Genomic DNA, 21,342 nt, shown 5'->3' on the forward strand with positions numbered 1-21,342 from the left:
AAGATGAAGTTAGCAGAAATATCCATTAAAAGACCGTCCCTCGTTATCGTATTGTTTACGATACTTACGCTGGGTGGTCTATTAAGTTACTCCATGATGGGGTACGAGTTGATTCCGAAGTTTGAAACCAATATGGTAACGATTTCCACAGTGTATCCGGGAGCATCACCTTCTGAGGTGGAAACTTCAGTTACGCGAAAGATTGAAGATGCCGTGGGTTCTTTGGAAAACGTAAAAAAAGTAGAATCTTCATCATATGAAAGTTTATCGGTAATTATGGTTCAGTTGAATACAGGTGCCGATGTAAACTATGCTTTGAATGATGCACAAAGAAAGGTAAACGCTATTTTGGCAGACCTTCCGGACGATGCAGATCCGCCATCATTGCAAAAATTCTCATTAGATGATCTCCCGATTATGACGTTGAGTATTTCCAGTGATAAACTTAATAATAAAGATCTTTATGATCTTTTAGATAAAAAAATAGAACCTATTTTCTCTCGTGTAAATGGTGTTGCTCAGGTTGACCTTGTAGGTGGGCAGGAAAGAGAAATTCAGGTGAGTTTAGATGAAAAGAAAATGCAGGGATACGGTCTTGCAATTGCAGATGTACAGCAGGCAATTCTTTCTTCAAACTTGGATTTCCCTACGGGAGCTCTGAAAACAAGGACTTCAAGATCTACGATCAGACTTTCAGGAAAGTATAGAAGCGTAGCTGAAATGAGCAATCTTGTAGTTTCGAATAAAAATGGAGCTCAGGTTCGTTTGTCTGATATTGCTACAGTTTTCGATACACAAAAAGACGTAGAGAAAGTAGCGAGATACAATCAGAATTCAACTATTTTACTTCAGGTTAAAAAACAGTCTGATGCAAATGCGGTTGCGGTTTCAGAATTAGTTCAGAAAACAATTGCTCAGGTTCAGAATGATTATAAAACTCAGGCGATCAAAATCAATATTGTAGATGATACTACAGACTTTACGCTTGAAGCTGCAGACCACGTAATTTTCGACTTATTTTTAGCGATTATTTTGGTGGCAGTAGTGATGTTATTATTCCTTCACAATATAAGAAACGCATTCATCGTAATGGTTTCTATTCCGATGTCATTGATTGCGACAGTAATCGGAATGTATCTGATGGGATATACCTTAAACCTGATGAGTTTATTAGGACTTTCACTGGTTGTTGGTATTCTTGTGGATGATGCGATTGTGGTTTTGGAAAACGTTTATCGTCACATGGAGATGGGGAAAAGCAGAATTCGTGCAGCGTACGATGGTGCTTCTGAGATTGGATTTACCGTAACAGCAATTACTTTAGTAATTGTGGTAGTATTCTTACCGATTGCGATGAGTTCGGGATTAGTATCTGATATCCTGGCGCAGTTCTGCGTAACGGTAGTTATTGCTACATTATTGTCCTTATTAGCTTCATTTACCATCATTCCTTGGTTATCTTCAAGATATGGTAAACTAGTGCATTTGACAGGTAAAAATCCTTTTGAGAAATTTATCCTTTGGTTTGAAAAGCAATTGGAAAAATTCACACACTGGATTACAGGAATTTTGGAATGGGCTTTAAAAACAACATTAAGAAGAGTGATGACTGTTGTAGTAACATTTATTATTTTAATTTCTTCGTTTATGTTGGTTGCATTCGGATTTATCGGAGGCGAATTCTTCCCTAAAATGGATAGAGGACAGTTCCTTGTTCAGATGGAATTACCAAAAGACGCTTCTGTTGAAAAAACCAACCAAGTTACTTTAGCTGTTGAAAAATACCTTAGGAATGATAAAGATGTAGTTGATATGATTACAACAGTAGGTCAGCAGTCATCAGGTTTTGGTGGAGCACAGGCTACATTGTATCAATCAGAAATTCAGGTAATTTTGGTAGATAAATCTGAACGTAATGAAAGTACAGATATTAAATCTGCTAAAATCAAGAGAGCTTTAGAAGAAAAATTCACAGGAGTTGAGTTTAAAACAGCACCAATCGGATTAATGGGAGCAGATAATGCACCAATTGAAATGGTTGTCACCGCTCAGGATAACGAAACAGCCAATAAAGAGGCACAAAGAATTTTAGAACTACTGAAAAAAGTTCCTGGTTCTGTGGATGCTGAATTATCAACTGACTCTGGAAATCCGGAAGTTCAGGTGAATATCGACAGGGATAAAATGGCTTCTTTAGGGTTAAATCTTTCGGGTGTAGGACAAACAATGCAGACTGCATTCAGTGGAAATACAGACGGAAAATTCAGGGCAGGAGAATATGAATATGATATCAATATCCGTTTTGGTGATGCCAACAGACAATCAATTGATGATGTGAGAAACCTGATGTTTACAAATCCTCAGGGAGAACAGATAAGGTTAAGCCAGTTTGCTGATGTAAAAATGGGTTCAGGACCAAGTTTATTGGAACGTAGAGATAAAGCCCCTTCTGTAAAGGTAAAATCTAAAGTAGTTGGTCGTCCTGTAGGAGATGTTGCAAACGAGTGGGCTGCGATGTTTATGGATAATGAAAAGACAAAACCTGCTGGTGTAAGTTACATCTGGAGTGGTGATATGGAAAACCAGACAGAAGGTTTCGGTACATTAGGAATCGCTTTGATGGCGGCTATTGTATTGGTTTACCTGGTAATGGTTTCGTTATATGACTCATTTGTATATCCGTTTGTGGTATTATTCTCAATTCCTTTGGCGTTGATTGGAGTAATGGTAATTCTTGCTATCACAGGAAATTCATTAAATATCTTTACGATGCTGGGGATGATCATGTTGATTGGTTTGGTAGCGAAGAATGCGATTATGATTGTCGATTTTGCGAATATGAGGAAAGCGGCAGGAGCTAATACACATGATGCTTTGATTCAGGCAAACCACGCACGTCTTCGTCCGATTTTAATGACTACGATTGCGATGATTTTCGGTATGATTCCAATTGCGATTGCAAAAGGAGCCGGAGCCGAGATGAATAACGGATTGGCTTGGGTAATTATTGGCGGTTTGACATCGTCATTATTCCTTACTTTGATTATTGTACCGGTAGTTTATTCATTATTTGATTCAATCTTAAGGAGAATGGGCAAACATGAAAAAATAGACTACGAAGCTGAGATGAAAGCCGATTATGAGCATAGAGAACTAAGTGAAGACGGATTTACTCCAAAACACGTAGACTAAAATATAACAGCCTTTAATTAATCGAAAAGCGCATCAGAAATGATGCGCTTTTTTGATGCCATTGCGATGAGTAAAACGAAGAAGCAATCTCAAAATTATAAATACTAGTAAATAACTTTCTCTTTGCTGAGTGAAACGCCTTTACAGACGAAAAATATTTTCAAAAATTTAACCAGAAAATTTGCGCTCTTTACGTTAAAAAATTATCATCAGTAATAGAAATAAAAAAGCTTCCAGAATTATCTGAAAGCCTCATTTATTTTATATATGAAAAATTAATCTGCCATCACCTCGCCAGACTTTCTGAAGACAAAACTTCCATAGATATGTCTTCTTGCAAAGCGACTTGGTGAATCCGCATTTACCATTTTGATGTATGTATTTTTTGGAACACCAATATATTCGTATGTTTTTCCGTTTAAATGCTGAACTGTCAAAACTGACTTCTCCAAATAAAAATCCTGAATATTAGATTTTGTAATCGTTTCCGTATATTCTTCTTTATATTTTTCCTGCGTTTCCGGGTTAATGCTTACCAAAAAATGATAGGCTTCAATCACAGATTTGCTTTTTTCCTCTGCTTCCAGCTTTCCCACTTCATCATTGATAAATTTATCAGGATGTGTGTCTTTCATCGTATTCCTGTAAATTGTCTTTAATTCCTTTAAAGTAACGGTTTTATCAACTTCAAGAAGCTTTCTGTATTCGCCTAATTTTTTCATAACTGCAAAATCCTTATTTCAGGGTGCAAAATTAAGGTTTTAAATTGAGAAAGTGTAAGTTATTCAGTATTAATTTATTTGTAGATAAAGAATATCTTGTTGAGATCATTTGAAAAAAATCTGGACATGCTTTTCAATATAAATCATTCAACTTAGATTGAAATTTACAAATGAATATTTTAAACTTGGATAATACAGAAAGAACTAGTTCTTTTTGTATTATATAATTACTTTTATTAAATAACAAATAATGTGAAATTTATTAATTTAAATCTAAATTAAACAAAGAAACAGGAGCCTTCTGGCTCCTGCAAACTAATATCTCAATTTTTCTTCTCCAAAAATTCCCCGCTCACTTCCCTTGAAGCCTCCACCATGGCGATCAGCGCTTTTTCTGTTTCATCCCAATGACGGGTTTTCAAACCACAATCAGGATTCACCCAAAGTTGCTGGGCAGGGATTACGGCTTGTGCTTTTTTTAGCAATTCTACCATTTCCTCTTTGGACGGGACCCTTGGTGAATGAATGTCGTAAACTCCAGGTCCAATCTCATTCGGATATTTGAAATCTGCAAAAGCATTCAACAGTTCCATTTGGCTTCTGGAGCATTCTATCGTAATGACGTCTGCATCCATATCGGCGATATTTTGAATGATATCATTAAATTCAGAATAACACATGTGCGTGTGAATCTGGGTGGCATCTTCCACACCGCTTGCCGAAATTCTGAAGGCTTCAACCGCCCATTTCAGATAATTCTGCCAGTCGGATTGCCTCAACGGAAGCCCTTCACGAATCGCCGGTTCATCAATCTGGATGATTCTGATTCCTGCTTTTTCCAAATCATTCACCTCATCACGAATCGCCAAAGCAATCTGTTTACAAGTCAACGAACGAGGTTGATCATCACGCACAAAAGACCATTGAAGAATCGTCACAGGCCCAGTCAACATTCCTTTTACCCATTTTTGAGTCAACGATTGAGCGTACTCCGACCAATACACCGTCATCGGATCCGGCCTGTGAACGTCTCCGAAAATCACCGGAGGTTTTACGCAACGGCTTCCGTAGCTTTGAACCCATCCGTTTTGAGTAAAGGCAAATCCGGCCAACTGTTCCCCGAAATATTCCACCATATCATTTCGCTCGAATTCTCCGTGAACTAACACGTCAATCCCGATTTCTTCCTGCCAACGAATCGTTCTTTCGGTTTCCTGTTTCAATAAGATATCATATTGTTCGGCATTCAATTCACCTTTTTTGAATTTTGCCCGCCAACTTCTCACTTCTTTCGTCTGTGGAAACGAACCAATGGTTGTTGTCGGAAATAAAGGAAGCTGCAGAACCTCCTGCTGGCTTTTTTTTCGTATACTAAACAGGGAATTCCTATGTGTATCTTCTTCAGTGGTTACATCAACACGGTCTTTTACTTTTTCATTGTGAATTAATGTTGAAATTCTACGGTTTTCAATCGCCTTTTTATTTTCTGCCAGCTCCTGTAAGGCATTGTAATCCGGGTTTTCTGAAGTGAGTTTTTTTAAATTAACAATTTCATAGACTTTTTGTTTTGCAAAAGACATCCATTGCTTGATTTCAGGAGACAGGATTTCATCATTTTTCTCTGAATCAAGATCAAAAGGAGAGTGGAGCAGTGAACATGAAGGTGCAATGAAAATTCTTTCTGATCCTATCTTTTGAATCGCTTTATTAATAAAAGCCAGAGATTTGCTGAAATCATTTCTCCAAATATTTCTTCCGTCGACGATTCCTAATGAAAGGCTTAAAGTGTTTGGAATCGTATATAAAACTTCATCCAATTGTTCAGGACAACGAACCAAATCAAGGTGTAAGACATCCATTGGAAGGGAAACTGCCAAAGAAAGGTTGTCCTTTAAACCTTCAAAATAAGTTGCTACAATGAATTTAAGTTTCGGGAACTGTTTTCTGATTTCGGCATAAATAAACTGATAGGTTTCTTTCGTTTTTTCATTTAAATCTAACGCTAAAAATGGCTCATCAAACTGAATATATTCTGCACCATGATTTTCCAGTTCCTTTAAAATTTGAAGATAAACCGGAAGCAAATTTTGCGCTAAATCTAACTTATCAAAACCTTCTTCTTTTTCTTTTCCCAATAAGAGATACGTCAGCAAACCGATAATCACAGGTTTTGCATTGATTCCGGCCTGCTTTGCACTGATGAATTCCTGGATAATTTTATTGGAGAATAATTTAAATTCCTGATTTTTATGAAATTCTGGAACGATATAATGATAATTGGTATCAAACCATTTGGTCATTTCCATAGCAGTAATGTCTAATCCATCCTGCTGGAAACCTCTTGCCATCGCAAAATAAAGATCAAATTCAGATTTTTTGGAAGTAATTTCCTGATAACGTCCCGGTATTGCCCCGACTGTCAATGTCATATCCAAGACTTGATCATAATAGGAAAAATCGTTGCAGGGAATAAGATCAATTCCTGCTTCCTGCTGCAGTTTCCAATTGTTTTGGGCAATGGTTTTTCCAACTTCTAACAATTTATCCAAAGCTATTTTGCCTGACCAATATTGCTCGCAGGCTTTTTTGAGTTCTCTGTTGCTACCAATACGCGGATAGCCAAGTAGGTGCGTTTGCATTTTCTTTTAAACTTTTAAATGAAACAATAATGATTTTAAAAGTTCTTCGGATGCTTCGCAATACCTTCGAAGAAAGAAATCTTGAGAAATAGATAGATACAGTAAGGACATAATTTATCGATAAGTGATAAAAAAATATTGAATTGTACCATCTGTTTGATCAAAAAGCTTCAGACCGCGAAAGCATTGTCAATTCGGAACAGGCAGGTCTCCTGGCTTGTAACAGTTTTTGTCATCCTTCCCGTTTGCACAGTGGATATATACGTGGACAAAAACCTTCGTTGTGTTACTTACAGTTGCGCGACAGCTCGTGATTTTCACACGATTCCCTATTAATCTACGTTAAGTAAAACCTTTTCCGTTTGATGAAGTATGTTAAAGAACAAAATATGTTTCAAAGATATTAAATTAAGTAAATTGATTGGTTTAATTTAAAATATTAAGTATAATATTTGGTTTTAATGGGTTTCAAAAGATATTTATGCTGTAAATTTGAAATTTAGAACCTTAAAAAGAATATTATTCTGTGGAAAGACTAGACGAAAAGGATCTGCAATTGCTGAGAATCCTGCAAAAAAATGCCAAACTGACCGTAAAAGAGCTTGCAAAAGAAATAAATCTTTCAGCCTCACCTGTTTTTGAACGGATCAAAAGGCTTGAGCAGGAAGGATATATCAAGCATTATGCGGCAGTTTTGGAAGCCGAAAAGCTGAACCGTGGTTTCACTGTTTTTTGTCAGGTGAAACTTAAAATTCATGATCGTTCTGTTGGGAATCAATTTGTTGAAGATATTCTACAGATTGATGAAGTTGCAGAATGCTATAACATTTCAGGAGACTTTGATTTTCTCTTAAAAGTTCAGGTAAGAGATATGAAACATTATCAGGATTTTGTTTTTAATAAACTAGGTTCTGTAGACTCTATCGGAAGCACACACAGTACTTTTGTGATGGCGGAAGTGAAGAATACGTATGGAGTGAGTATTTAGAATGAATTATTTGCTTTATTTATCGCTTCTTCAATGTTGGTAATAGGGTTTATCGTTGATTGTTTCCACGATTGATAATCAAAGCCATTTTTCAGCATCCAGTCTTTCACAAATTTCAGTTTTTCAACTTGTTGGGTATTACCCATATTTATAAAAAAGCTATGATATGAAATGTCTAATCTAATGTCAGTATCATCCAGTAAAACAAATACATCCAGTAAAAAATTTCCGGCTTGAGAAATCATTCTTTCCTGCAATGTGGAGGCAAATATCCTGTCAAAACCAAAAGGGACTGCATTTACTATTGCTGTTTGGTGATCATTACTCCAATTAAGCAGGTCTTCTTTTAAATCTTTCCAATCGCTATCATTAAAATTATTTAATATACACTGGATTTCGTCGTTTCCTCCTCCCAGACTCCAAAAATCACTATCTCTATATTCATTCTTCAATAAATAATCATAGATAGAAAAGACCTTTAGATTATTGCTTTTTGTTTTGGAGTTAGCTCTATAATTTTTCCGCCATTTTTTTATATCAGGATGCGAAAAATAAGGAACATGAGAATAAAGTTTAGTTATTAAACTTTTCTTTTTATCATCATATTTTAAATCAAACTTATTGTCGATACCATGAGCAACACAGTCTGTGAGAATTGCCTGATCATATTCTGTCCAATTTTCTATTCTTTTTCCTAGTTTCTCTACTTCTGAATCTGAAAGGGCTAATAGTAGAACATGAAGATCCTGAAATCCTTTTTCTTCCCAAAAATCGAAATTTTCACCTTTATTTAAAGTAATAAATTGATGAATCTTTTCAATTTTTGAATGGCTGCTTGGTGAATTAAAAATACTCATAAGCTTTAATCCAATCTCTGTTGTAGTAAATATGTCAATTCAGAACCTTTAATAAAATCTTCCAAGGCAGTATCTTTCACTGCATTTTTATTGGTGAGCTCAATCAGATACGAAATTGAGGTATTTCCCAGCTTGCTGTCTTTATAAGTTAGTTTAATAATTTTGGTTTTAGGATTAGAACTCAATGAGCTTATTTCAGCAGCGTTACTCAGTCTTACGTTATTTACATCAAAGCCTGCACGAGGATCTTTTTGTAATTTTAAAAATCTTTTTTGGGTTTTATCTGTGGTTTCATCAAGAAATTTCCGCATCTGATAATCAGTGAAAAGTTGTGGATAAAGCAATCCTTCTTTTAATAGCAAAGCTGTGATCTTATCAGCTTTATCATAGTAAAAGAATTTATCATCAAACTGAACCTGAGTATCTGTTACCGTGATTTTTCCTTCAAATTTTTTATAATTTTTCTTCTTGTATTCGTTTTTGTATTGCTCGATAAGAGCTTTGTCTCTCGGACTTAGTTTTTCATTTTTCTGTCCGAAAACATTGACAGATAATAATAAAGTAAGGCTTAATGTATATAATAGTTTCATAGTTTTTGATTTAAATTAGCTTTAAAGAATCTTTTTAATCCTAAGATATTGAAGGAGCATAATCGTTTTTGCATCTTTAATCTCTCCTGAATCTACCATTGCAAGCGCATTATTGAATGGAAGTTCCAATACTTCAATATTCTCACCTTCATGTTCAAGTCCGCCACCGTCCGCTACTTTCATTTCGTTTGAATATTCTGCCACAAAAAAGTGAAGAATTTCCGTCACAGAACCTGGTGACATATAGGCTTCAAATATTTTTTCAACCTTTGAAATTTTATATCCTGTTTCCTCTTCGGTTTCCCTTTTTATACATTCTTCGGGATTATCGTTGTCCAGCAATCCTGCACAGGCTTCAATCAACATTCCGTTAGGATTTCCATTGATAAAAGTAGGTAAACGGAATTGCCTGGTTAAAATAACTGCATTTGAAGTTATATTATAAAGCAAAATCACCGCACCATTTCCTCTGTCATAGGCCTCTCTGCTTTGTTGCTCTATTGTTCCGTCTCTTTTTTGAATATTGAAAGTGATCTTTTTTAAAGTATACCAGTTGTCTGATAAAACTTCTGTTTTTTCAATACTTACGTTTGTATTTTGCATAGATTTTACAATCTTAGTTAATTTAATTTCTAAGCAAGTCTTCCAAAGCCTGTTTCAAATCCGGAAATTCAAACCTGAAACCCGCATTCTGAATTTTTTGTGAAGAAGCTCTAGATCCTTCCAGCAAAGCACTTGCCAATTCACCAAATAAAAACTTTAAAATGAAGCCTGGAATATTTGGCATGAATAAAGGTTTTTGCAAAACCGCGGCAATTTGTTTCGTTAAATTTTCATTAGTCGTATGTTGTGGCGAAGTAGCGTTGTAGGCCCCGTCAATATCTGAATTTTTTAAAGCCAATTCGTAAATCAGACAAATATCCTTAATATGAATCCAGGGCATATATTGTTGTCCGCTTCCTAAAGGTGAACCGATATAATTTTTAATTGGGAAAAGCATTTTCTTTAAAGCTCCGTCTTTATCAGAAAGTACGACTGCAGTACGGATTTTAACAACTCTTTCGGCTAGATTTTGTTCTTTAAAATCATCTGCAGCTCTTTCCCAAAGTACTACAACTTCACTGAGGAAATCATTTCCAGGTAAATCTTCTTCTGTAAAAATTTTATCAGTTGTTTTGGTTCCGTAGTAATTTATTCCTGAAGCAGAAATAAAAGATTTTAGCTTGATATTTTTCTTTCTTAATGTTGTCAAAAGTAAGTTTGCAGAATCAACCCGGCTGGAAATCAATTCTTTTTTTCTTTCGTCTGTCCAGCGTTGTTCGGAAATATTGGCTCCGGCTAAATGAATAATATGGGAAATGTTTTCAAATGCGGATTCGTCGATGATTTGTTTTTTTACATTCCATTCATATTCATTGTTTTGCCTTTTTTTCCGGGTTAAAAACCGAACATCATATTCTTTATCGATTATTTTTGATAATTCTTGAGCAACTAAGCCATTGGCTCCGGTAATCAAAACAACTTCTTTCATATTAATAATTTAAATATAATGTATTTTATGTTTGATTTTTCACAATCAAAACAAAATCATCTTCCAAAAGTTTATAACCGTAATCATAAATATATTTGTATTCAGAGCCGTTTTTATAAACCTTTATATTAGTAAAATATTCGAAATCAAAACCTAAGCTATCGAGCTTGGATTGGGTGGTTTTTGCTTTACCATCAACGTTTATTTCCTGTAAAATACGGTAATTTTTGCGAAGTTTATTATTGACATTTCGCATCAGATTCGTTGAGTTTCTATTCTGCTTATTGTTGTAGGCATTTCGGCAGGCATCATTGCAAAATTTTTTGTCTGATCGACCGAGAATTTTTTCGCCACATTCGAGACAGTTCATAATTTTTTATTTTTTCATTTTGTGTAAATGTTCATGTTTTTTCTTTAGCAGCCGTTTCAATCTGTTGTGTGCAGGATAACTTCTATTTGAAGTAATATTGTTAAAAAATAAAGCAACAATTAGCAATATAATACATCCTGACAAAACAGGAGAAATAACATACCAATAACCCAATTCCGGAATTTTTCCTGTTGAGCTTACCGCAATAAGAGCTGTAGCACCACCCGGTGGGTGTAATGTTTTTGTATATTGCATTAAAACAATTGAAAATGCTACCGCTAAAGGGGCTGAAAGCCAAATAATATCCGGGACAATTTTATAAATGGTTACTCCAACCAAGGCTGAAAGTACATGGCCTCCAACTAAATTTCTAGGCTGGGCCAACGGACTTTGGATAGCCCCATAAATCAAAACACTTGAAGCTCCGAAAGAACCAATAAGAAAGATGTTTTCCGTCACTGAAAGGGTATGAGACTGTATAAAAGCAATAATTCCAATACCAAAAAACGCTCCTAAAAATGACCAGAAATGTTCTTTGTAATCAACAAGAGTTTCCTTATAAATCACATATTTTGAAACCCTGAAAGTCCTTTTAATTGTCTTTTTCACTACTGCTTTTTATTTTAAAGATAAAGATACATAATTATCCGTTTGCAAACGACTGTTGAGTGTAGATATACATTGTAAATGTTATCTTAAATTCTAGATGAAACCGGACACATTAAAATGTAAATGAATACAAATGGTTTATAACTTTTAGTGATATGTATATCCGTTTTTAAACGACTACAAACGAATTTAAACAGTTTTATACCGACTCTTATTTTTGATTTATAGAATCTTTGCAACAGAGATTTTAGAAAACAGTGAATGTCTCTTATCTAAGTATTAATCAAAAAAATAAATGTTATGTCACTAAGAAACAAAGTAACCTTAATCGGTTTTACAGGTAAAGAAGTTGAAATGATAACCTTCGATAACGGTAATGTGAAAGCAAGTGTGTCTTTGGCAACAAGCGACCATTACACGAATGCAAAAGGAGAAAAAATAGAAGAAACACAATGGCACTCGTTAGTTGCTTTTGGTAAGACAGCAGAAATTTTCCAGAAATATGTTCCCAAAGGAAAAGAAATAGCTGTTGAAGGAAAACTGACATACAGATCCTATGATGATAAAGATGGCGTGAAGAAGTATATTACAGAGATCAGAGTAGATGAAATTCTGCTTTTAGGGGGTAAATAACATAAAAACACAAATGATGAAAGTAAAAGTTTTTAAAATAAGATTACCTGAAGAATTTTTGCATCAAGATCAAATGATGCTGGATAATTTTTTGGCAGCAAACGAAATTATAAAAGTAGAAACAGCATTTGTAAATGACGAAAATTATTGGTCAGTCGTTTTATATTTTGAGGAATTAAAAGTAGCTCAGAATAAAGTAAAAGATGCTAAAAGTGTGAGATATTCGGTAGAAAATGATACTTTAAACCCGGATGAAATAAAAATATTAGAAGCTTTAAAATTATGGAGATCCGAAAAAGCCAAGGAACAAAATCTACCGATATACTTTATTGCGACCAATAAAGAACTCATGTCTGTTGCTAAATACAAACCTGCCAAAAAAGAGGAATTACTTGATATTAAAGGCTTCGGAAAACATAAAATAGAAAATTACGGTGAAGAAATTCTGGAAATTTTGGAAAGCATTTGATATTTTCGGATGAATGAAACGCAAATGGTTATTATAAATTGTAAAGCTGAAGGATATTGTTTCTTCGGCTTTTTATGTTACAAAAAGTCCTTTCAATTCACTATTTTTGCAAGACTTATACATATTAATTATCATTATCAATTATAAAATGAAACCGAGTTTAGCAAAAGGAACGAGAGATTTTACAGCATTAGAAGTTTCGAGAAGAAGATTTATCATCAATATTTTACAGAAAAACTTCGAATTGTTCGGATTCCAGCCTTTGGAAACACCGAGCTTTGAAAATCTTTCTACATTGACAGGGAAATACGGAGAAGAAGGTGATCGTTTGATTTTTAAGATTTTAAATTCAAGTATTAATGAAGCTAAAGAATCTAAAAAAAATCAAATGCTGAATGATTTTCAAAAAACTTTAGAAAAACCGTTTAACTCTGAAAATATTACTGATAAGGCACTTCGCTATGACCTTACAGTGCCTTTTGCAAGATTTGTGGCGATGAATCATGGACAACTGACTTTTCCATACAAACGTTACCAAATTCAACCGGTTTGGAGAGCTGATCGCCCTCAGAAAGGAAGGTTCAGAGAATTTTACCAGTGTGATGCGGATGTTGTGGGAAGTGAAAGCCTTTTTCAGGAAGTTGATTTAGTGCAGCTGTATTTAAAATCATTTTCAGATTTAAAAATTCCTGTTACAATTCATTTAAATAACAGGAAAATTCTATCCGGTTTAGCAGAATATGCAGGAATTACAGATAAATTAATTGAATTTACCGTTGCCCTTGACAAATTAGATAAAATCGGAAAAGAAGGTGTTGTAAAAGAGTTATTGGAGAGAGAAATTGCCCAGGAATCAATTGATAAATTAGATTTTTTATTCAATCAGTCAAATGACGCTTTGGAAAACCTTCTTCTGCTTAAAGAAAAATTTGTCGGTAATGAAGTTGGTTTAAAGGGAGTTGAGGAATTAGAATTTGTATTGACACAATCTTTAAACCTTGGCGTAAATATGGAAAACCTTGTCTTCGATATTACATTGGCTAGAGGGTTAGATTATTATACAGGAGCGATTTTTGAAGTTAAAGCTGATGAAGTTCAAATGGGATCTATCGGTGGTGGTGGAAGATATGACAATCTTACAGAAGTTTTTGGGGTGAAAAATATTCCGGGGATTGGTATTTCTTTCGGTCTTGACAGAATTTATTTGGTAATGGAAGAGCTTGGTCTTTTCCCGGAGGAAGCGACTTCAAAGACTGAATATTTATTTGCCAACTTTGGAGGGGAGGAAACTGTAGAAGCTTTAAAATTAATTATGCAATTAAGAGTAAAAGGAATTTCTGCAGAATTATATCCTGAAAATGCCAAAATAGGAAAACAGTTTACTTATGCCGAGAAAAAAGGAATTAAAAATCTTGTTTTCCTGGGAGAAGAAGAAATTAAAAATAGAACTGTTACTTTTAAAAACCTGGAAGCCGGGGAACAGAAAACCGTCTCTTTAGAAGAGTTTTTAAGATAAAAGTAAAGCAACACAATAAAAAAGTATTTTTATTTTTATCCGGCGGAAATCAGCTTAATAATAGAACTCTTAAAACTAAAAACCAGTGGAAGATTATTTAGAAATCAATAAAAATTCATGGAATGCAAAAGTAGAGCCCCATTTAAAATCAGATTTCTATTTTGTAGATGAGTTTTTGGAGGGAAGAACTTCTTTAAACTCAATAGAGCTAGAACTTTTGGGAAATATAAAAGATAAAAGTATTCTGCATTTACAGTGTCATTTTGGGCAGGATTCTATTTCTCTTTCAAGGTTGGGAGCAAAAGTTACTGGCATTGATTTATCTGACAAAGCTATCGAAACTGCAAAGGACTTAGCCCTGCAATGTAAAACAGATACACAATTTGTTTGTTCTGATGTTTATGATCTTCCGAATGTTTTGGATGAGAAGTTTGATATTGTTTTTACAAGCTATGGAACCATTGGCTGGCTTCCGGATTTAAAAAAGTGGGCAGGTGTTATCAATCATTTCCTAAAACCGGGGGGGAAATTCGTTATGGCGGAATTTCACCCTGTGGTCTGGATGTTTGATGATGATTTTAAAAGAGTCACGTATAATTATTTTAATGAAAAACCAATTGTGGAAACCTACGAGGGTACTTATGCAGATTTTTCGGCAGAGATTATTCAGCAATATGTAATGTGGAATCACTCATTGGCTGATGTTCTCCAAAATTTAATCGAAAACAATTTAGCAGTTAAAAATTTTCAGGAGTTTGACTGGTCACCCTATCCTTGCTTCAAACATGTTGAGGAATTTGAAAAAGGAAAGTGGAGAATTCCTCAATTTGGAAATAAAATACCTTTGGTATATGCTTTAAAGGCAAATAAAAAGTCATCGTAATTATAATTACGATGACTTTCTAAATATATGAATGTTAAATAAACTAAATTCTAATTGAATGAGTCTTCAGCCTTTGTTTTTACTTCCTCGACCTTATTCTGAACCTGAGATGCAGCATCAGTAGCTTTGCTTTTCAAGTCATTTCCCCATTTATTCAGGTTATCTTTTGCCGTGTTGATCTTATCTTTTACCGCTTGTTGCTCTTCCGGAGTAGATTTTTTATATTTCCAATAAGCTAAAGCACCTAAACCCAGTAAAGCTAATAAGCCTTTCGTTTTGTTTCCCATGATTTCTATTTTTTTAATTAATTAATATTAAAATGTTGTTATTAGTAATCATGTAAAATGTGTGCCAAAAAACGGAATGGAATAATAAAAAAATGTTAAAATTAATTGAATACCTCAAAATCTTTACCATTAAAGCTTGCAAAGACCATAGTGGGATAAGAATCCTGATGATAAATATTCCCTTCTTTATCAATGGCAATGGCACCTGCAAATCCGTCAATGGTTTTTAGCTCATCAAAAGTTTTGGTGAATGCATTTTCCAGAGACATTCCGTCTGTGACTCTTGTAACAATTTTTGCGGCTGTTGCATTACTTACAATATCTTCTCCAACGCCGGTACAGCTCACGGCGCAGAAAGAATTAGCATAATTTCCGGCAACAGTGGCCGAATCAGAAATTCTTCCCGGAATTTCAAACCCTTTTCCGCCGGTAGAGGTTGCAACGGCTAATTTTCCGTCTTTATCAATAGCGACACACCCCACAGTTCCTTTTCCACCGTTGTTTAATTTTGCTTCATATTCTTTTCTTCTTTGCGGAATTTCAGTCGAAAAATTCTCAAAACCATTTTCTAAAGCGTATTTTTTTGCTCCGCTGTCTCCTAAAACCCTGTCGTCTTCTTTCATCAGCTGTTTAGCAACAAAAACCGGATTTTTTACATCCTGAATATTGATAACTCCACTTAGTTTTTGAGTTTCACCATCCATAATTGCTGCACTCATTCTGATAATGCCGTCTCTTTGAATCTGTGAGCCGACTCCTGCATTGTAAAGCTCGTCATCTTCTAATAAAGAAACTGCATAAGCAACTGTGTCGAAAGCTGAATTGCGCTGTAAATATTCAAAAGCTTTTTGAGCGATGTTCTTCAAAGAAGTTTGTTTTGCAGCTTTCACTTCATGGCTCTGATCGCTTTCAGAGAAAAAACCGCCGTGAATGATTATCTTCATAGTTTTGTAAAATTATGAGTGATTTGTTGATTATAAATTTATTTTATGCAAAGCCCAATTAGGGTCAGAATCTACCATTTTATTTGCAACTTTAAAACTCATAACTACTAATTTATCACCCATCATTAAAGTTTATTTATCTTGAGGGATCGGGTTAAACTGCGAATTCTCAATTGTTAATGTTTTTGTGGTCAAATCATAATGATCATTCATCGACATCACATGAACCGTTAAATTATCAATCGAAATAGGCTCTCCAAGGTTAATATTTGTAAGGTTGGTGTCTTTTATAAATCTACCGTCAACTAAAATTACAAGCCCGGAACCTACAGCTGTCATTACATCATTATGAATGAAAAGTCCTGTATCTTCGCCTAGCCCGATTCCCAGGGTTCTGGGGTTATTTACCACTGCCTGGAAAAGGCGGCCGATCCTGCCTCTCTGCACAAAGTGAGTATCAATAATTACATTATCAATCAGGCCCAGACCTTGAGTGGTTTTAATTTCCCCTTTCAACAAAGCCTCGGAGCTGCTTCCCTGGTAAATCATATTTTCAGAAGCGGCAGCCGCTCCTGCGGAAGTTCCGGAATAAATAAAATCCTGCTCCTGATATTTCAATAAAATGGTATCATGAAATCTTGTTCCTCCGAGAATGGAAGTCAGTCTTAATTGGTCTCCACCTGTAAACATGACAACATCCGCAGCATTGGCCCTTGCAACCATTGCATCAGAATTCGCTTCTCCACGATTGTGAATATCAAGAATGTTTACATTTTTAGCACCTAAGAATTCGAATGCTTTTTTATATTCTGTACCCACAATTTGCGGAATTTGAGAAGCAGTGGTAACTACTTCTATTACAGAATCTTCCTTAAGCTTCGATTCATTGATTATTTTTCTTAAAATACCTCTTTCAAAAAAATTGAGGTTTTTTTCTATATTCTGGTCGAAATCGGTTTCTGCAAAACTTCCTTTGTTTACAGCTCCTCCGATAACAATTAATTTTCCAACGGGTTTCATCATATTGTGCAAATTTAAAAAATAATTAACATTTAGCGAAATTCATACCACATTTAAATTGATTGTGAAGGTTTTAGAATTGTTGATAAATTTTATTTATTTTTTAATAAATCTTTAAATGTGGTATAGTTTCGTTTAGGGTTTTACATTATCTTTGATTTTGAATGGAGTTATTGTTAACTATTAAAAATGCAAATAGATTATGAAAATTGAAAAGATACAGGCATTGAGAGGCCCGAATATCTGGAGTATCAGACGAAAGAAGCTGATACAGATGAGGTTGGATCTTGAAGAAATGGAAAATTACCCTACAAATAAGATAGAAGGTTTTAGAGAAAGAATAGAAAAACTAATCCCGTCTTTGATTACCCACCGATGCTCAGAAGGAGTAGAAGGAGGTTTTTTTCATCGTATAGAAACGGGAACCTGGATGGGACATGTCATAGAACATATTGCTTTGGAAATTCAGACTTTAGCAGGTATGGATGTCGGTTTCGGAAGAACCCGTGAAACAAAGTCTCCGGGTATTTATAATGTTGTCTTTAATTATATTGAGGAAAATGCAGGGATTTATGCTGCTGAAGAAGCCGTAAAAATCGCTGAAGCTCTTACTGAGGGTGAAGAATACGATCTAAACGCTTGTATTCATAAATTAAAGGAGATCAGAGAACGTGTGCGTCTCGGGCCTTCTACGGGAAGTATTGTAGAAGAGGCGGTTTCAAGGAAAATTCCTTGGATTCGTTTAGGGACAAATTCTCTGGTGCAGCTTGGCTATGGAATCAACCAACAAAGATTCCAGGCAACCATAACAGGGAAAACCAGCTCCATTGCCGTAGATATTGCGTGTAACAAAGAACTGACGAAAAGGATGCTGCATGATGCTGCTGTTCCTGTTCCGATAGGAGAATTGATTGCAGATGAGGAAGAATTAGATAAAGTGATCAAAAAAATTGGCTATCCGATTGTTTTAAAACCTTTGGATGGGAATCATGGAAAAGGTTCTTCTATTAATGTAAACGATTGGGAAGCAGCAAGAATAGGATTGGAGCATGCCCAGAAATATTCAAAAAAAGTAATTGTTGAAAAATTTATTACGGGCTATGATTTCAGAGTTTTGGTGATCAACAATAAAATGGTTGCGGCTGCAAGAAGGGTTCCTGCTCATGTCGTGGGTGATGGTGAGCTGAACCTCCAGCAATTAATTGATAAAGAAAATAGGGATCCAAGAAGAGGTTACGGACATGAAAATGTTTTAACTGAAATTGAGATTGATAAAGATACAACCGAACTTCTTGAAAAACTTCAATATACTCTTGAAACTGTTCCTCAAAAAGGGGAGGTTGTTTATTTAAAATCAACGGCAAACCTTTCAACCGGTGGAACTTCGATTGATGTTACAGATATGGTTCACCCAGAAAATATCACAATGGCAGAAAGAATTTCTAAAATCATTGGTTTGGATGTTTGTGGGATTGATATTATGGCTGAAAATCTTACTCAGCCTTTAAAAGAAAGTGGTGGTGCGATTATAGAGGTTAATGCTGCTCCCGGATTCAGAATGCATCTTGCTCCAAGCGAGGGCCTTCCGAGAAATGTTGCAGCTCCGGTTGTAGATATGCTTTATCCTCAGGGAAAACCTTTCACGATTCCGATTATTGCTGTGACGGGAACAAACGGGAAAACAACTACAACGAGACTGATTTCTCATATTGTTAAGAGCAATGGCTACAGAGTAGGTTTCACAACTTCTGACGGAATTTATATCCAGAATACGATGCTTACGAAAGGGGATACGACAGGCCCGCTTTCGGCTGAATTTATTTTGAAAGATCCAACGGTGGAATTTGCTGTCCTGGAAACTGCAAGAGGTGGGATTTTACGTTCAGGATTAGGTTTTTCACAGTGTGATATCGGTGTTTTGACCAACATAAAAGAAGATCATTTAGGAATGAATGATATTCATAACCTGAAGGATTTGACGAAAGTAAAAAGAGTCGTTTTGGATAGTGTGAGGAAGAACGGCTGGAGTGTTATGAATGCTGACGATGAATATTCAATGAGAATTGTAAATGATTTGGATAGTAATGTTGCAATTTTCAGTATGGATGAAAATAATCCTCATATCAAAAAATTCGCGAAAGAAGGCAAAATTACCTGTGTTTACGAAGAAGGTTTTGTAACGATAAAAAAAGGTGACTGGAAGATCAGAATTGGAAAAGCAAAAGATTTCCCGATCACAATGGATGGCAAAGCCAGATTTATGATCGAAAATGTTTTAGCAGCAAGCTTAGCAAGTTATCTTCACGGTTTTGGGATTGAAGATATTTCAAATTCGCTAAGGACTTTCCTTCCCAGCGCGCAGCTTACACCGGGAAGACTGAATGTTTTTAAATTTAAAAACTTTAAAGTTTTGATTGATTTTGCTCACAATCCTGCCGGTTATGAAGCGATTGAAGATTACCTTAAAAACGTAGAGTCTACAAAGAAAATCGGAATTATTTCCGGTGTCGGAGACAGAAGGGACGAAGATATCAGGTTATGTGGTAAAATCGCAGGAAGGATGTTTGATTATATCATTATCAGAAACGAAAAACATCTTCGCGGAAGAAAAGAAGAAGAGATTAACGGGTTGATTATAGACGGAATTAATGAGGCGGGAAAAGATGTAAGTTATGAAATTATTCCTAAAGAAATCGAAGCGCTAAAACACGCAATGGGAATGGCGGAAGAAGGGACTTTCATTACCGCTTTGAGTGATGTGATTTCCAATGCTATTGATTTGGTGCAGGAGTATCAGGCGAGGGAATTGCTGGAAGACGATAAAAAAATATAAATTTTTAAGTATAAATAAGCCCCGGGAATTAAATTCCCGGGGTTTTTATTTATGCCAAAAGTAACGGTTATGGATTATTTGTACACCTCATGTTTTTCCGTGTGTCCTTTGTCTTGTACGGAGATTTTACCGCCTACCGAACACTGGCACGTGCTTTCATCTGTAAGAATTTTAAAATTATTAATAGTATCCTTTTCCGTGGTCTTATTCCATTTGACAACGGCAGGTGTGCATTGGCCATGAGTAACGGCACATGCTCCAAAATTAGGAATATTGGTTTCTGCCTGCTTGTCCTGTTCTGTGGCAATAAGTTTTTCATCTGCTTTGCTGAAAGTTTGGCTTGTAACTTTCAGCTGGCTCGGCTTTGCTCCTTTATCGCAAAGCAATAATGCTTTTTCTGTAAGTTTTTGTGGCATAATAAGTATATTTTACAACATTCTTTTCCGTCAAGGAAGCGGGTTACGAAATTCTTCCCATTCGGATTTTGTGTAGGCTCTTCCGTCATAGATTTGGAATGTGCCTTTTCGAAAGGCTTCTCCGTAAGTATAAGCAACACCAAGTCCGGGTTTTTTATACGTGCTTTTTTCTTCGGGAGAGGCAAGAAAGGATGTGGATTTTTGGAACTGAATTACTTTTTTATATGCTTCGGGATTTTTTTCATCTATACCAATAATCTTTTTGTATAGTACTTTGCCCGTTTTCCCGTCTAAAACTATTTGGGTATATACAAGCAAAATGGCATTGCCTACAATTTTTCCGTCCTTAATCATGCTTTCATCCCGCTCTATCGGATATCCATCCTCGTGACATTCAATTATCCAAAGTTTTTGCCCGTTGCTTAAGGTATCTTTTTTTATTTTGTTGTGGTTTTCGCTGTTTAAAATGGTATATTCTCCTTTTGGAAAAACTGTATTGTCTTGGTCTTCGTATCTCTGAAAGGTTTTTTGTGTTTCCGCATATTGTATGACATCCTCTAGTGTAAAATCATACCCATCATCGTAGTTGGTTTCTTTTATAAGTTTTCCGTTTTCGTCAAACTCATACCAAATGCCCATTTTAAAGGTATCTTGGTTGAAGGAGATACCTTTACTTTGAATATTACTATTTGAATAAAACTCTTTGTTGATTTTATAATAACTATTTTTAATGAGTTCCTCATAATAACAACCATAGTTTCCGCAAGTAATTTTCATAAAATTTCCATTTGACAAAAATTCTCTTTTATCACTAGTATTGGTATTTATTTTCTCGAAATCTTT

General features: G+C 35.2%; 19 protein-coding genes, 1 pseudogene and 1 riboswitch. Of the genes and pseudogenes, 7 read left to right on the forward strand and 13 right to left on the reverse strand.

Annotated elements, in window-relative coordinates:
- Positions 1-3 precede the first annotated feature (3 nt).
- Positions 4-3,192 carry an efflux RND transporter permease subunit gene (locus ACM39_RS07070; RefSeq protein ID WP_048510320.1) on the forward strand — a complete coding sequence of 1,063 codons (3,189 nt, stop codon included), beginning with the start codon at positions 4-6 and terminating at the stop codon, positions 3,190-3,192.
- A 275-nt stretch (positions 3,193-3,467) separates the two neighbouring features.
- On the opposite strand, the gene ACM39_RS07075 is transcribed toward ACM39_RS07070, so the two are convergent.
- Both ACM39_RS07075 and metE read right to left on the reverse strand, forming a co-directional pair.
- Entirely contained in the window at positions 3,468-3,914 is a 447-nt protein-coding gene (locus tag ACM39_RS07075) for a KTSC domain-containing protein (RefSeq protein WP_048510321.1), read from the reverse strand.
- A 323-nt stretch (positions 3,915-4,237) separates the two neighbouring features.
- Complete coding sequence (metE, locus tag ACM39_RS07080) at positions 4,238-6,553, reverse strand: 5-methyltetrahydropteroyltriglutamate--homocysteine S-methyltransferase (RefSeq protein WP_048510322.1); 2,316 nt, start codon at positions 6,551-6,553, stop codon at positions 4,238-4,240.
- Positions 6,554-6,737: 184 nt separating this feature from the next.
- Positions 6,738-6,925, reverse strand: a riboswitch (cobalamin riboswitch).
- A 154-nt stretch (positions 6,926-7,079) separates the two neighbouring features.
- Between metE and ACM39_RS07085 the strand changes: the two genes are divergently transcribed.
- The gene (locus ACM39_RS07085) at positions 7,080-7,541 is read left to right on the forward strand and encodes an Lrp/AsnC family transcriptional regulator (protein ID WP_048510323.1); all 462 of its coding nucleotides are present in this window, start codon (positions 7,080-7,082) and stop codon (positions 7,539-7,541) included.
- Here ACM39_RS07085 and ACM39_RS07090 read toward each other — a convergent pair.
- Genes ACM39_RS07090 through ACM39_RS07115 form a run of 6 tightly spaced genes read right to left on the reverse strand, consistent with a single transcriptional unit; the run spans position 7,538 to position 11,498 of the window.
- Positions 7,538-8,398 carry a hypothetical protein gene (locus ACM39_RS07090; RefSeq protein WP_048510324.1) on the reverse strand — a complete coding sequence of 287 codons (861 nt, stop codon included), beginning with the start codon at positions 8,396-8,398 and terminating at the stop codon, positions 7,538-7,540. The genes ACM39_RS07085 and ACM39_RS07090 overlap by 4 nt on opposite strands.
- 5 nt (positions 8,399-8,403) lie before the next feature.
- A complete protein-coding gene (locus tag ACM39_RS07095; RefSeq protein ID WP_048510325.1) occupies positions 8,404-8,988 on the reverse strand; it encodes a hypothetical protein in 585 nt (194 codons plus the stop codon).
- 21 nt (positions 8,989-9,009) lie between these two features.
- Positions 9,010-9,591 carry a GDP-mannose pyrophosphatase NudK gene (gene nudK, locus ACM39_RS07100; RefSeq protein ID WP_048510326.1) on the reverse strand — a complete coding sequence of 194 codons (582 nt, stop codon included), beginning with the start codon at positions 9,589-9,591 and terminating at the stop codon, positions 9,010-9,012.
- A gap of 22 nt (positions 9,592-9,613) precedes the next feature.
- Positions 9,614-10,519 carry a TIGR01777 family oxidoreductase gene (locus ACM39_RS07105; protein ID WP_048510327.1) on the reverse strand — a complete coding sequence of 302 codons (906 nt, stop codon included), beginning with the start codon at positions 10,517-10,519 and terminating at the stop codon, positions 9,614-9,616.
- A gap of 25 nt (positions 10,520-10,544) precedes the next feature.
- Positions 10,545-10,889, reverse strand: a complete 345-nt coding sequence (locus ACM39_RS07110; protein ID WP_048510328.1) for a hypothetical protein — start codon at positions 10,887-10,889, stop codon at positions 10,545-10,547.
- Between the two features lie 6 nt (positions 10,890-10,895).
- A complete protein-coding gene (locus ACM39_RS07115) occupies positions 10,896-11,498 on the reverse strand; it encodes an HPP family protein (protein WP_048510329.1) in 603 nt (200 codons plus the stop codon).
- 300 nt (positions 11,499-11,798) lie between these two features.
- Here ACM39_RS07115 and ACM39_RS07120 point away from each other — a divergent pair, with 300 nt between their 5' ends.
- The 4 genes from ACM39_RS07120 (at position 11,799) to ACM39_RS07135 (ending at position 14,999) form a co-directional block, all read left to right on the forward strand.
- Positions 11,799-12,131 (forward strand): single-stranded DNA-binding protein, encoded by a 333-nt coding sequence (locus ACM39_RS07120; RefSeq protein ID WP_048510330.1) that lies wholly within the window; start codon positions 11,799-11,801, stop codon positions 12,129-12,131.
- A 13-nt stretch (positions 12,132-12,144) separates the two neighbouring features.
- The gene (locus ACM39_RS07125) at positions 12,145-12,600 is read left to right on the forward strand and encodes an HRDC domain-containing protein (RefSeq protein WP_228377071.1); all 456 of its coding nucleotides are present in this window, start codon (positions 12,145-12,147) and stop codon (positions 12,598-12,600) included.
- Between the two features lie 148 nt (positions 12,601-12,748).
- Entirely contained in the window at positions 12,749-14,116 is a 1,368-nt protein-coding gene (hisS, locus tag ACM39_RS07130; protein ID WP_048510332.1) for a histidine--tRNA ligase, read from the forward strand.
- A gap of 85 nt (positions 14,117-14,201) precedes the next feature.
- Complete coding sequence (locus ACM39_RS07135; RefSeq protein WP_048510333.1) at positions 14,202-14,999, forward strand: class I SAM-dependent methyltransferase; 798 nt, start codon at positions 14,202-14,204, stop codon at positions 14,997-14,999.
- 50 nt (positions 15,000-15,049) lie between these two features.
- On the opposite strand, the gene ACM39_RS07140 is transcribed toward ACM39_RS07135, so the two are convergent.
- The 3 genes from ACM39_RS07140 to ACM39_RS07150 all read right to left on the reverse strand — a co-directional run bounded on the left by ACM39_RS07140 (position 15,050) and on the right by ACM39_RS07150 (position 17,250).
- The gene (locus ACM39_RS07140; protein WP_048510334.1) at positions 15,050-15,286 is read right to left on the reverse strand and encodes a YtxH domain-containing protein; all 237 of its coding nucleotides are present in this window, start codon (positions 15,284-15,286) and stop codon (positions 15,050-15,052) included.
- A 101-nt stretch (positions 15,287-15,387) separates the two neighbouring features.
- Positions 15,388-16,230, reverse strand: a complete 843-nt coding sequence (locus tag ACM39_RS07145) for an isoaspartyl peptidase/L-asparaginase (protein ID WP_048510335.1) — start codon at positions 16,228-16,230, stop codon at positions 15,388-15,390.
- Between the two features lie 132 nt (positions 16,231-16,362).
- Positions 16,363-17,250, reverse strand: coding sequence for a cyanophycinase (locus ACM39_RS07150; RefSeq protein WP_048510364.1), 888 nt, complete (start codon positions 17,248-17,250; stop codon positions 16,363-16,365).
- Between the two features lie 202 nt (positions 17,251-17,452).
- On the opposite strand from ACM39_RS07150, the gene cphA reads away from it, so the two are divergent.
- The gene (cphA, locus tag ACM39_RS07155; RefSeq protein ID WP_048510336.1) at positions 17,453-20,083 is read left to right on the forward strand and encodes a cyanophycin synthetase; all 2,631 of its coding nucleotides are present in this window, start codon (positions 17,453-17,455) and stop codon (positions 20,081-20,083) included.
- A 74-nt stretch (positions 20,084-20,157) separates the two neighbouring features.
- Here cphA and ACM39_RS07160 read toward each other — a convergent pair whose 3' ends face one another.
- Positions 20,158-20,499, reverse strand: a complete 342-nt coding sequence (locus tag ACM39_RS07160) for a DUF4280 domain-containing protein (protein ID WP_048510337.1) — start codon at positions 20,497-20,499, stop codon at positions 20,158-20,160.
- A 30-nt stretch (positions 20,500-20,529) separates the two neighbouring features.
- Positions 20,530-21,342, reverse strand: a pseudogene (locus ACM39_RS18705) (hypothetical protein); the annotation flags it as partial.

This window comes from Chryseobacterium sp. FH2, assembly GCF_001045455.1.
Classification (GTDB): domain Bacteria; phylum Bacteroidota; class Bacteroidia; order Flavobacteriales; family Weeksellaceae; genus Chryseobacterium.

Excerpts from the sequence above, each read along its gene's own strand:
- ACM39_RS07095 (WP_048510325.1), bottom strand. The coding sequence starts at position 8,988 with ATGAAACTATTATATACATTAAGCCTTACTTTATTATTATCTGTCAAT.
- ACM39_RS07070 (WP_048510320.1), top strand. The coding sequence starts at position 4 with ATGAAGTTAGCAGAAATATCCATTAAAAGACCGTCCCTCGTTATCGTA.
- ACM39_RS07075 (WP_048510321.1), bottom strand. The coding sequence starts at position 3,914 with ATGAAAAAATTAGGCGAATACAGAAAGCTTCTTGAAGTTGATAAAACC.
- ACM39_RS07110 (WP_048510328.1), bottom strand. The coding sequence starts at position 10,889 with ATGAACTGTCTCGAATGTGGCGAAAAAATTCTCGGTCGATCAGACAAA.
- ACM39_RS07125 (WP_228377071.1), top strand. The coding sequence starts at position 12,145 with ATGATGAAAGTAAAAGTTTTTAAAATAAGATTACCTGAAGAATTTTTG.
- ACM39_RS07160 (WP_048510337.1), bottom strand. The coding sequence starts at position 20,499 with ATGCCACAAAAACTTACAGAAAAAGCATTATTGCTTTGCGATAAAGGA.
- ACM39_RS07120 (WP_048510330.1), top strand. The coding sequence starts at position 11,799 with ATGTCACTAAGAAACAAAGTAACCTTAATCGGTTTTACAGGTAAAGAA.
- hisS (WP_048510332.1), top strand. The coding sequence starts at position 12,749 with ATGAAACCGAGTTTAGCAAAAGGAACGAGAGATTTTACAGCATTAGAA.
- ACM39_RS07150 (WP_048510364.1), bottom strand. The coding sequence starts at position 17,250 with ATGAAACCCGTTGGAAAATTAATTGTTATCGGAGGAGCTGTAAACAAA.
- metE (WP_048510322.1), bottom strand. The coding sequence starts at position 6,553 with ATGCAAACGCACCTACTTGGCTATCCGCGTATTGGTAGCAACAGAGAA.
- cphA (WP_048510336.1), top strand. The coding sequence starts at position 17,453 with ATGAAAATTGAAAAGATACAGGCATTGAGAGGCCCGAATATCTGGAGT.
- ACM39_RS07105 (WP_048510327.1), bottom strand. The coding sequence starts at position 10,519 with ATGAAAGAAGTTGTTTTGATTACCGGAGCCAATGGCTTAGTTGCTCAA.
- nudK (WP_048510326.1), bottom strand. The coding sequence starts at position 9,591 with ATGCAAAATACAAACGTAAGTATTGAAAAAACAGAAGTTTTATCAGAC.
- ACM39_RS07140 (WP_048510334.1), bottom strand. The coding sequence starts at position 15,286 with ATGGGAAACAAAACGAAAGGCTTATTAGCTTTACTGGGTTTAGGTGCT.
- ACM39_RS07090 (WP_048510324.1), bottom strand. The coding sequence starts at position 8,398 with ATGAGTATTTTTAATTCACCAAGCAGCCATTCAAAAATTGAAAAGATT.
- ACM39_RS07145 (WP_048510335.1), bottom strand. The coding sequence starts at position 16,230 with ATGAAGATAATCATTCACGGCGGTTTTTTCTCTGAAAGCGATCAGAGC.